Source organism: Pseudomonas sp. P1_F7, from assembly GCF_056405655.1.
Map to the genome: position 1 here is coordinate 214,569 of NZ_JBFUBR010000002.1, position 11,431 is coordinate 225,999.

Genomic DNA, 11,431 nt, shown 5'->3' on the forward strand with positions numbered 1-11,431 from the left:
CCCATGGCATCTACTGATCAGCTGATCATCTGCGAGCACTGCGACAGCGTTTACCAAAAAGTCACGCTCGCCAAACATCAGAAAACCCTGTGTACGCGCTGCGGCGGCGTGCTTCAGCGCTATAACGGCCTCACGGTGGAACAGCGTCTTGCGTTGACCTTCACCGCGTTGATGCTCTGGATATTCGCCAATTTCTATCCGGTGATGAGCATCAGTCTCAAAGGCGTGAAGAACAGCGCAACGCTCTGGGACTCGGTGCTGGCCCTGAGCCTGGGGCCTATCACCTTCATCGCCATGGTGGCGGCAATCGCCATGATCATCGCGCCGATTTTCCAGCTGTTGCTGTTGATCTGGGTGCTGGGCTTCGCCCTCGCCCATCGACGTTCGCCCGGGTTCAAATTCTGCATGCGCTGGCTGGAAACCCTGAGGCCCTGGAGCATGCTCGAAGTCTGCCTGCTGGGCGCCATAGTCGCGGTGATCAAGCTCGCCGGGCTGCTCGACGTGCTGCCCGGCATAGGTCTGTTTGCCCTGGCTGTGTTGAGCCTGATGATGATCCGCATCGCCGGGCGCGATATCCGCGATTTATGGGACATTTTATGAGCACGCCTCCGTACGCCGACGAGCTCAACCTGTGCCTGTGTCACACCTGCGGGCTGGCCTGCGACATGACTGGCGAACCTCACGAATGCGAGCGCTGCGACGCGCCTTTGCATCGACGCAAGACCAATGCCTTGACCCGGACCTGGGCCTACATGATCGCCGCCCTGGTGTTTTACATCCCCGCCAATTTGCTGCCGGTGATGAACACCAAAATGGTCGGCCATGGCGCCGACAGCACGATCATGAGCGGTGTGCTGGAGTTCTGGGAGGCCGGGGCCTGGGACATCGCCCTGATCATTTTCATTGCCAGTATCGCGGTGCCGGGCATCAAGTTCGTCGCCATCACGCTGCTGCTGGTCACCGTGCAACGCGACAGCGAGTGGGCGCGCAAGGAACGGTCGACGCTGTACCGCTTCGTCGAGGTCATCGGTTACTGGTCGATGCTCGATGTGATCGTGGTCGCCCTGGTGGCCTCGCTGGTGAAATTCCAGGCCCTGGCCGACATCGAACCGCGCCCGGGCATTCTGTTTTTTGGTCTGGTTGTGGTGTTTACGATGCTGTCGGCCATGAGTTTCGATCCACGCATGATCTGGGATAAAGAACGGGAAAACCCACACAATGAGGAGGTCACGGATGAAGTCACAAGCCACTGACGGGCCGCAAGCCCCCGGGCCGGCGCCGATCAAGACCCGCCGTTTCAGCGTTTCGCTGGTCTGGATCGTGCCGATCGTCGCGGTGCTGGTGGGTATTTCGCTGGTGGTTCACAGCATTTTGCAGGAAGGCCCGACCATCGTTGTCACGTTCAAGACCGGGGACGGCCTGACCGCGAATAAAACCGAGGTCAAATACCGTAATGTCGTGATCGGTCATGTCTCCGATGTGGAGCTGAGCGGTGACCAGAAGAGCGTCAACGCCACCATCAAACTGGAAAAGCAGGCCGAAAGCTTTACCCGCGAAGATTCGCAGTTCTGGGTCGTGCGGCCGCGCATTGGCGCTGGCGGTGTGTCCGGCATCGACACGCTGCTGTCGGGCGATTACATCGGTGCGGATATCGGCCAGGCCAACGGCCGGGCAAAAAACTTCATGGGGCTGGAGAATCCGCCACCCATCACCTATGGCGAGCCGGGCAAGCGATTCACCCTGTTCACCCAGGACCTGGGGTCGCTGGATATCGGTTCTCCGGTCTACTACCGCAAGATCCCGGTGGGTCAGGTGGTGGCCTATGCACTGGACCCGGATGGCAAAGGCGTGAACATCGAGTTGTTCATCCATGCACCCAATGACAAGTACGTCACCGAAAACACCCGTTTCTGGAACGCCAGCGGCATTGACGTGAACGTCGGCGCCAACGGTTTTGCGGTCAAGACCGAATCGTTGTCTTCCTTGTTGGTGGGCGGCATTGCCTTCCGAGCGCCCGACTACAGCCCTGACGATAAACCTGCTGCTGCCGAGTACGCCTATGAACTGTTCGAAGACCAGCAAACCGCCCTCGCCCCACCAAACGGCAAGCCGCAGTACCTGGCCATGCGCTTCGACCAGGCATTGCGCGGGCTCAAGGTTGACGCTCCGGTAGAATTCCTCGGCGTGGAAATCGGCAAGGTGGTGGCGGTCAATCTGGATTACGACGAGAAAAAACGTTCCTTTCCGATCAACGTCGGCATCGTGATTTACCCGCAACGCCTGGGCCAGGCCCACCTCAAAATGCTCAAGGCGCTCCAGCATGATCCCAATGACGAAGCCGGGAGTGTGCGTCTGATCGGCACCTTTATCGAAAACGGCCTGCGTGCCCAGGCCCGCACTGGTAATTTCCTGACCGGTCAGTTGTACATCTCCCTGGACTTCTACCCCAAGGCCGACAAAGTCGCCTTCGATGCAAACGCACGCCCGGTTATGATTCCAACCATTCCCGGCAGCCTCGAGCAATTGCAGGAAAAACTCGAATCCATGGTCGACAAGATCAACAAACTGCCGATCGAGCGAATCGCCGGCAATCTCGATGGCAATCTCGTCGAACTGCGCAAAGGCATGATGCAATTCAACGGCAAGATCCTGCCTGGCGTGCAAACCACTTTGGCGGACGTCAGCAAGACGCTGGAAACCGCCAATTCGACCCTGCAATCCGCCAGTTCGACCTTGGCCGATGACTCGCCGCAACGGGAAAAACTGGGGCAGACCCTGGATGAACTGGGACGCACGTCGAGATCCTTGCGTGATCTTTCGGATTACCTGGGACGGCATCCGGAATCGCTGCTTCGCGGCCGTCCGAACAATGCCGCACCCATGGATCTGCAAGGGCCACCGCGCAATTGAACACAGGAGCATCACCCATGGTTTTTCCGCTGAAGTTCACCCTGGTCGCCACGTTGTTGCTGCTCGCCGCTTGCCGCAGTGACCCGATTCAATTCCACACCCTGACCCCGGCCCAGGTGGGCGATCACTCCAGGACCACGGTCGGGGTGATTCAGATCGAGACAATCAGTGTGCCACCCCAGGTCGATCGTGCGCAGATCGTCATTCGCCAGGGCAACAGTGGCCTGGCGATCCTGGAAACACATTGGTGGGGCGCGACCTTTGTGGATGAGTTGCGCAGTGCGCTGGCCGATCAACTGAGCAACCATCCTGTACAAGGCACGTATTCGGTGCGGGTCGATGTGCAGCGCTTTGACTCGGTCCCCGGTCAATACGCCTTGATGGACGTGAAATGGCGCCTGCGCGGTGCCAGCGAAAGCGAGCCTGTACGGGTCATTTGCCGCAGTACCTTGCAAACCCCTTCAGGCGCGAACATCGATGATCTGGTACTTGCCCAGCAAAACAACGTCAAACGCCTGGCCGCGCTGATCAGCCAGGCTGCCGCCAGACCACAGGCTGGCTGCCCTTCGCCCTGAACGGGTTTCCCCCCTGCGGATTAACGGCGGCAAGTTCGCCGTTAATTCCTTCGCACAATTCCATCCGTTTGCCGCCGGTACTCCACGCAAGATCAAAAGATAATGATTCCCAGTACTTAAAAGACTACATTCCCGACCCCCCGCTGCAATTTTTTCACATTCCTTTCACCGCTCCGACACCTGCACAGATTTAACGTGGGCTGCAGTCAATTCGCTGAACTTAGTCTCGGCGGTCATTTTTCGCGCTGTTTCAGGTTTTGTTTAACAGCACTTCCCTGGCGCTCCAATGGGTGGACAAACTTGGTCAACTCCGTCTCGCGTAAACCGTCTTCACGCCTGTCTAAATCGGTCGTGGCCATTGGTGCACTGACCGTCGCCGTGCTGGCCGCCGGCTTTATCCTGTGGCCGAAATCCCCGTCCAACCTGGCCCATGAAGGTGCACAAGCCCGGGCCCAGTTGCTGCAACAATGGAGTGCCGGCGAGATCGCGGTGCTGGTTCGTCATGCCGAGCGGTGCGACCGCTCCAGCAATCCTTGCCTGGGCCCGGCTGACGGCATTACCCGTGTCGGCAGTGAAGCGGCCGCCGGTGTCGGGCAAGGCCTGGCACGCCTGGGTTTGACGCAAACCGACATCCTGACCAGCCCGGTGACGCGCACCGTGCAGACCGCGCATTACATGTTCAACAGCGACCCACGGACCCAGGAGTGGCTGGCGACCTGCGGCACGACCCTGCGTAACGATGTCGTGGCGCACAAGGTGGCCCACCGCAACCTGGTGCTGATGACCCACAGCGGTTGCATCGCGGACTTTAAAGAGCAGACCGGCTTCAAGCATTCGGCGAAGGACGCCGAGTACACCAGCGCGCTGTTTGTCCACATCGATGGTAATGGCCAACTGCAAGTGCTCGGCATTGTGAATGCCGAAGACTGGAACACTCTGTTACAAGAAAAGAACTGAAATCACTACGGATCGAGAACTTGGACTCTAAGGTATTTCAAGCCGGACTGAATGAAACCTGAACAGAACAGCGAGAAGTGTGATTGAACTTCTCGCCGTTCAATATCATTCCGGTTTTCTCTCTTGCAAGTTGCACATCACTCTTCAACCTGCCATCTCAGCGCCAAGGTCGAGACATGACGTCAAATCAGCCATTGCCAGATTTTGCTGGCCATTCTTCCCGCCTGCACGCCCCAACGACACCTGCCAGCGAGCGCAGGATGCTATTCGCCTTGGTCCTGGGGTTCATCGCGTTCTACGCGTTACCGCTGATGAGCCACGGCCTGTGGATTCCCGATGAAACCCGTTATGCCCAGATCAGTCAGGAAATGCTGCAGGGCGGGAACTGGGTCTCGCCGCATTTCATGGGCCTTCGCTATTTCGAAAAACCGATTGCCGGGTACTGGATGATTGCGATCGGCCAGGCGGTCTTTGGCGACAATCTGTTCGGGGTGCGCATCGCGTCAGCGCTGAGTACCGGACTGAGCGTGTGGCTGACCTACCTGATTGCCCGCCGGTTCTGGGGCGATCCGCGCAAAAGTTTTGCCTGCGCACTGTTGTACATGAGCTTCGGGCTGATTGCCGGACAGGCCGGGTACGCCAACCTCGATCCGCAGTTCACCCTCTGGGTCAACCTGAGCCTGGTTTCCCTGTGGTTTGCCATCGACAGTCGCACCCCGCGTACCCGTCTGAGTGCCTGGGCGGTCCTGGGTGTCGCCTGCGGCATGGGCTTCATGACCAAGGGCTTTCTGGCCTGGCTGCTGCCGGCGGTGATCGCCCTGCCCTACATGGTCTGGCAGCGTCGCATTGGCGAGCTGTTGCGCTACGGGCCACTGGCGGTTGTGGTCGCCACGGCAGTCTGCCTGCCCTGGGCACTGGCCATTCATCATCAGGAGCCGGATTTCTGGAATTTCTTCTTCTGGAACGAGCACGTACGCCGCTTCGCCGCCGACAATGCGCAACACGCCCGTCCATGGTGGTTCTACCTGCCGATGCTGGTCGTCTCCGCCCTGCCCTGGGCCGCGTTGTTGCCGACAACGTTCATCCAGGCCTGGAACAACAAGCGTCAGCCCGTCAGCGGTTTTCTGCTGCTCTGGTTGTTGTTGCCATTGGCGATTTTCAGCATGAGCAGTGGCAAGCTGCCGACCTACATCATGCCGTGCCTGTTGCCGCTGGCACTGCTGATGGGCCATGCGCTGACTAGCCTGCTGGAACAAGCACGAGGACGGACGATTCGCTTCAACGGCTGGCTCAACGTCGTCATTGCCACGACGGCCTTGATTGCTTTGCTGTACCTGCAATTGAGCAAAGAGATTTTCGAGAATACCGAGATGTTCAGCCTGTCCCTGGCGTTCATCGTGCTGCTGGGCTGGATCATCACCAACGCCCTGCAAATCTTGCGGCCATTGACGTTATGGGCGATGCCGGCCCTCGGCATCTGGCTGCTGGTGGCGCTGCTTCCCGCCGCCATGCCGAACCAGATCGTCGACAGCAAGATGCCCGACCGGTTTATCTCCGAACACCTGGACAGCCTGAACCAGACCACCTCGCTGCTGAGCAACGACCTGGGTGCGGCCTCGGCCTTGTCGTGGCTGACCAGGCGACCGGAGGTGGCGCTCTACAATGTCGTCGGTGAAATGAAATACGGCCTCCAGGATCCCGCTGCCGCCTCGCGCAAAGTGACCCTGCAGGAGGTCGGACACTGGATGACCGAAGCGCGGAAAAAGGGTTCAGTCGGGGTGGTGATGCGGGTCAACAGCGTCGATGAGATTCAGGAAGTCGAAGCGTTGCCCATCGACGGAAAACGCTATCAGCGCGGCAACCTGCACGTCCTGATCTTCCCGCAAATCCAGCCCTGATAGCCAAGACGTAAAAAACCCGAGTGGCCAAACCGGCCTCTTGGGTTTTGTCGTTTCTGTCAGTTGCAGGTGATCCGACAAAAGGCAGCCGGAGCAGCGTCATAGTCTGCTCGACGACATCGTTTGATCGACGAGTGGAACCACAGTGGGCACAGCGCTGCTAATCTGAATGAAAATTACATGTATTTACGGTTTTTTTTACGTTATTTTCTCATTTGGATCTCTACATTCCCTGCAATTCAAAACATGCAAATGATTCGCATTGATTTACAAGCGTTTCAATGCGTATGACTTTCAAAAAAATGCACCAGGAGCAGCCCGCAGAATGATTCCCAACATCCCTTCGTTCTTGAAAAAGGCCCTGCTGGCCACCGCCTTGCTGAGCGCTGGCCAGGTTTATGCGGCCGACTCCGTCGGCATCGTGGTGTACAACGCGCAACACGAAGGCCTGACCAAGGCCTGGGTCGAGGGCTTTACCCAGGAAACCGGTATTCCCGTCACCTTGCGCAACGGCGATGACACCGAGATGGGCAACCAGATCGTGCAGGAAGGCGCGGCTTCTCCGGCGGACGTATTCCTGACCGAAAACTCCCCGGCCATGGTGCTGGTCGACAACGCGGGGCTGTTTGCGCCTGTCGATAAAACCACGCTGGAGCAGGTTGATTCCGCCTATCGCCCGGCCCACGGCAAATGGGTCGGGATTGCCGCGCGCTCCACGGTATTTGTGTACAACCCAGGCAAACTGTCGGAAGCCAATCTGCCGAAATCGATCATGGACCTGGCCGATCCGAGCTGGAAAGGACGCTGGGCTGCGTCGCCAGGCGGTGCTGACTTCCAGGCCATCGTCGCTGCCATCCTGGAACAAAAGGGTGAAGCCGCCACGCTGGAATGGCTGAAAGCGATGAAAACCAACTACACCAACTACCGTGGCAACAGCTCCGTACTCAAAGCGGTGAATGCCGGGCAGATCGACAGCGGCGTGATCTACCACTATTACAGCCTGGTCGATCAGTCCAAGACCGGCGAAAACAGCAAAAACACCGCCCTGCACTATTTCAAGCACAAAGATCCGGGCGCTTTTGTTAGCATCTCCGGCGGCGGCGTCCTCGCTTCCAGCAAACACAAAGAACAAGCCCAGGCGTTTCTCAAATACATTACCGGCAAGGATGGCCAGGCCGTCTTGAAAAACGGCAAGTCGTTCGAGTACGCCGTGGGCAAGAACGCTGAATCCAACCCTAAACTGGTGCCTCTGCAGCAACTCGATGCGCCGACTGTCGATGCTTCGAAACTCGACAGTAAAAAAGCCGTAGAGCTGATGACACAGGCCGGACTGCTCTAAATTGATGCCTGAAACCCTGCCTGCGGGGGTCGCTGAGGCGACACCCGCACAATTGCGTCGACGATCCCGCGGAGTCTTTGCGGGACGTGGCGGTGTATGGGTGATCGGTTTGTCGGTGCTGGTTTCATTACTGGCACTGCTACCGATCGCTTACGTTATTGGCGTGTCCCTGCAGACAGGCTGGTCAACCGTTGTGGCCCTGGTGTTCCGCCCTCGGGTCGGTGAACTGCTGGTAAACACCGTGTTACTGGTGCTGTTGACGATTCCCTTGTGCGTGGCGCTGGGGGTGACATTGGCCTGGCTGACTGAACGCACGAACTTGCCCGGACGGCGCTGGTGGTCGTTGCTGGCCACCGCACCGCTGGCGGTGCCTGCGTTCGTTCACAGCTACGCCTGGGTCAGCCTTGTGCCGCCTATTCACGGCTTGTATGCCGGTGTCCTGGTCTCGGTCATCGCCTACTTCCCGTTCCTGTATTTGCCGGTGGCGGCCACCTTGCGCCGACTCGACCCGGCCATCGAAGACGTCGCCGAATCCATGGGGCTCAAACCCTGGAAAGTGTTTTTCCGCGTGGTGTTGCCGCAATTGCGCCTGGCGATCTGCGGCGGCGCCCTGCTGGTCGGCCTGCACCTGCTGGCCGAATATGGCCTGTACGCGATGATCCGCTTCGACACCTTCACCACCGCGATCTTCGATCAGTTCAAATCGACCTTCAACGGCGCAGCGGCGCACATGCTGGCCAGTGTGCTGGCTTTGTGTTGCCTGGCGATGTTGACGGCCGAATCCGCCGCCCGGGGTTCCGCGCGTTACGCTCGCGTCGGTTCGGGAAGCGCCCGGGAGCAACGGGTCGTGCGTCTGAAACCGGCATCCACCCTGCTTTCACTGACGCTGCAAATCGTGACCTGCGCGCTGGCCTTGGGCGTGCCCTTGATCACCTTGGGTAAATGGCTCATCGCTGGCGGTGTGGAAGTCTGGGACATGGCCGAATTGTTGCCCGCGCTGGAGCAAACCCTGTTGCTCGGTATCGCGGGCGCGGCGCTGACCACCTGCGCAGCGATACCGATTGCCTGGCTGTCGATCCGCTACCCCGGCCGACTGCAACGGGTACTGGAAAGCTGCAACTACATCACCAGTTCCTTGCCCGGAATTATCGTGGCGCTGGCGCTGGTGACCATCACCATCCATTTTGCCCGGCCGATTTACCAGACCACCTTCACCGTGCTGCTGGCGTACCTGCTGATGTTCTTGCCCCGCGCCCTGGTGAGTCTGCGCGCAGGCATTGCCCAGGCCCCGGTGGAACTGGAAAACATTGCCCGTAGCCTGGGCCGCTCACCGGCCCGGGCACTGTGGCTGATCACCTTGCGCCTGGCCGCGCCGGGGGCTGCCGCCGGTGCGGCGCTGGTGTTCCTGGCGATCACCAACGAATTGACCGCCACCCTGCTGCTGGCGCCGAATGGCACGCGCACCCTGGCGACCGGATTCTGGGCCATGACCAGCGAAATCGATTATGCCGCTGCTGCACCCTACGCCTTATTGATGGTTGTGCTGTCGCTTCCGTTGACCGGACTTCTTTATCACCAATCGAAAAAAACGGCTGGCCGATGAACACTCTTGAATTGAATGCCCTCTACAAGTCCTATGGCGCCCATTGCGCCCTGGACAACGTCAGCCTGTCGGTGCCGAGCGGCAGTCGCACGGTCATTGTCGGCCCTTCCGGCTCGGGCAAGACCACGTTGCTGCGGATGATTGCCGGCTTCGAGTTCCCCGACGCCGGGCGCCTGTCGCTCAATGGTCAGACCCTGGTCGACGGCACCCACGAAGTGCCGGCCCATCAACGCCTGATCGGCTATGTGCCGCAGGACGGCGCACTGTTCCCGCACATGACCGTGGCGGCGAACATCGGCTTCGGCTTGTCCATCAAGGGCACTGAAAAACAACAGCGCGTCGCCGAACTGATGGACAGTGTGGCGCTGGACGCGAAGATGGCCGAGCGCTGGCCTCACGAATTGTCCGGTGGCCAGCAACAGCGCGTGGCCCTGGCCCGGGCGTTGGCGCAACAGCCACGGTTGATGCTGCTGGACGAGCCGTTCTCGGCGCTCGATACCGGATTGCGCGCCGCAATGCGCAAGATGGTTGCGCGGCTGCTGGAAGACGCGGGCGTCACCACCATTCTGGTCACCCATGACCAGAGTGAAGCCCTGTCGTTCGCCGACCAGTTGGCGGTGATGCGCCATGGCCGATTGGTCCAGTCAGGGCATCCGCTTGACCTCTACCGCTACCCCGAGGATGAACAGACCGCCCTGTTTCTGGGGGATGCCGTGGTGATGCCCGCGCGCATCGAGGCCGGTTGGGCCCATTGCGACCTGGGGCGGATCCCGGTCAACAACCACCGCAACAACAGCTCGGCGCAGATCATGCTGCGCCCCGAACAACTGCAACTGGCCAGTATTCTCCCCAGTGACCCGGAAGCCAGCGGTTGCCGGGCCGTGGTCACTGATCGGGACTTCAGCGGCAACACTTGCACACTGACAGTGGAACTCCAGCCATTGACCCGCAACGAGCAACCGGGCCGATCACTGCTGGTGCGCAGTTCAGGCATGTATGCGCCACCCGCCGGCAGCTCGGTTCAGGTCTCGACTATTGGCCACGCCCATGTGCTGAGCGAGATGTGATCGTTCACAGATCGAATCGATCCACTGCCCGACGCCGCTCGTTGTCATCGCGCACATCGTAGTTGGCCGTGGTCTGGATGTTGCTGTGGTGCGCCAGCTTCTGCGCAATCGACAAGTCATGCTCTTCGATCACCCGGGTTATGAATGAACGCCGGAAGTCGTGGGGCATGATTTTCACCCCTACCTGCGCGCCCCGCTGCCGGGCAATGTAGTAAATCGCGTGCTTGGTGATGCGCTCACGGGTGATATGGCTGCCACGGCGGATGCGGTTGAATAGAAACGGGTCGTCCGACTCACCTTCCTTGAGCAACGAACGGCGCAGCTCAAGCCAGGCTTCAAGCTTGGCGAAGGCCCAGGCCGGGGCGTACTTGATCAACTGCTTGTTGCCCTTGGCCGTCACCCGCAGGCTGCGTTCGGTGAAATCGACCTGGTTCAGCTCCAGGTTCACCGATTCGGATTTGCGCATTCCCGAACCGTACAAAATCCCGATAATCGCTGCATCCCGCAGGCCTTGTGGTCGCGGATCGGCGGCGCAGACCGCCATCAGCTCCTGAATCAGCGTCCGCCTGAGATTGCGCCCCTGGGACAGCCGTGTACCGGCCATGCCCTTCACCGTACGCATCTTCAACAGATGTTCCTGAGAGATCAGGCTCATGCGCCACGCCTCGTTCATCACCCCGCGCACCGCGTTGACATACAGCGAGGAGGTGTTCGGCGCATAACCATCCGAACGCAAAGTGGCCACCAGCGCGATCACGTCTTCGGGCTGCAAGTTATGCCAGGGTATCTCCTCGATATCGTGATCTTCGAAGCCCAGGCGGTCGGCGGCATCCTGCAGCACATAGCGCATGGTCAGTTGGCTGGACGGCGCCAGCCGCGCCAGATACAGGGTCAGCGGATTGGTGAGGGATGAGCGTGTGTCAGTAACAGGTAAGTCAATCAAACGAAACAGCCTTGAATGTAAACAGTTCAATGAAACAACTAAGAAGTGAAATAACGATGATGTAAAAGACATTACTGCTGTAGGACTTTTCCTAAAAAACGCGATAAACGGAAGAAGTCTGAACAGCGGCTTAATAGCC

General features: G+C 59.3%; 10 protein-coding genes. 9 read left to right on the top strand and 1 reads right to left on the bottom strand.

Going from position 1 to position 11,431, the window contains the following annotated elements; all coding sequences use genetic code 11:
* Window positions 1-3: 3 nt before the first annotated feature.
* From AC1D1M_RS02695 to AC1D1M_RS02735, 9 genes are all read left to right on the top strand, one after another.
* Window positions 4-600, top strand: coding sequence for a paraquat-inducible protein A (locus tag AC1D1M_RS02695; RefSeq protein WP_477774401.1), 597 nt, complete (start codon window positions 4-6; stop codon window positions 598-600).
* A complete protein-coding gene (locus AC1D1M_RS02700) occupies window positions 597-1,253 on the top strand; it encodes a paraquat-inducible protein A (RefSeq protein WP_477774402.1) in 657 nt (218 codons plus the stop codon). Before AC1D1M_RS02695 ends, AC1D1M_RS02700 begins: the two co-directional genes overlap by 4 nt.
* The gene (locus AC1D1M_RS02705; RefSeq protein ID WP_477774403.1) at window positions 1,234-2,910 is read left to right on the top strand and encodes a PqiB family protein; all 1,677 of its coding nucleotides are present in this window, start codon (window positions 1,234-1,236) and stop codon (window positions 2,908-2,910) included. Before AC1D1M_RS02700 ends, AC1D1M_RS02705 begins: the two co-directional genes overlap by 20 nt.
* Before the next feature lie 17 nt (window positions 2,911-2,927).
* Entirely contained in the window at window positions 2,928-3,485 is a 558-nt protein-coding gene (locus tag AC1D1M_RS02710) for a PqiC family protein (protein ID WP_477774404.1), read from the top strand.
* Between the two features lie 300 nt (window positions 3,486-3,785).
* The gene (gene pmrG, locus AC1D1M_RS02715) at window positions 3,786-4,442 is read left to right on the top strand and encodes a lipopolysaccharide core heptose(II)-phosphate phosphatase PmrG (protein WP_477774405.1); all 657 of its coding nucleotides are present in this window, start codon (window positions 3,786-3,788) and stop codon (window positions 4,440-4,442) included.
* 176 nt (window positions 4,443-4,618) lie between these two features.
* Complete coding sequence (gene arnT, locus AC1D1M_RS02720; RefSeq protein WP_477774406.1) at window positions 4,619-6,340, top strand: lipid IV(A) 4-amino-4-deoxy-L-arabinosyltransferase; 1,722 nt, start codon at window positions 4,619-4,621, stop codon at window positions 6,338-6,340.
* A gap of 325 nt (window positions 6,341-6,665) precedes the next feature.
* Window positions 6,666-7,679, top strand: a complete 1,014-nt coding sequence (locus tag AC1D1M_RS02725) for an iron ABC transporter substrate-binding protein (RefSeq protein WP_477774407.1) — start codon at window positions 6,666-6,668, stop codon at window positions 7,677-7,679.
* Between the two features lie 4 nt (window positions 7,680-7,683).
* Window positions 7,684-9,282 (top strand): ABC transporter permease, encoded by a 1,599-nt coding sequence (locus AC1D1M_RS02730; RefSeq protein ID WP_477774408.1) that lies wholly within the window; start codon window positions 7,684-7,686, stop codon window positions 9,280-9,282.
* Window positions 9,279-10,349, top strand: a complete 1,071-nt coding sequence (locus AC1D1M_RS02735; RefSeq protein WP_477774409.1) for an ABC transporter ATP-binding protein — start codon at window positions 9,279-9,281, stop codon at window positions 10,347-10,349. The genes AC1D1M_RS02730 and AC1D1M_RS02735 overlap by 4 nt, the downstream gene beginning before the upstream one ends.
* A gap of 4 nt (window positions 10,350-10,353) precedes the next feature.
* Here AC1D1M_RS02735 and AC1D1M_RS02740 read toward each other — a convergent pair whose 3' ends face one another.
* A complete protein-coding gene (locus AC1D1M_RS02740) occupies window positions 10,354-11,292 on the bottom strand; it encodes a site-specific integrase (RefSeq protein ID WP_477774410.1) in 939 nt (312 codons plus the stop codon).
* Window positions 11,293-11,431: the final 139 nt, after the last annotated feature.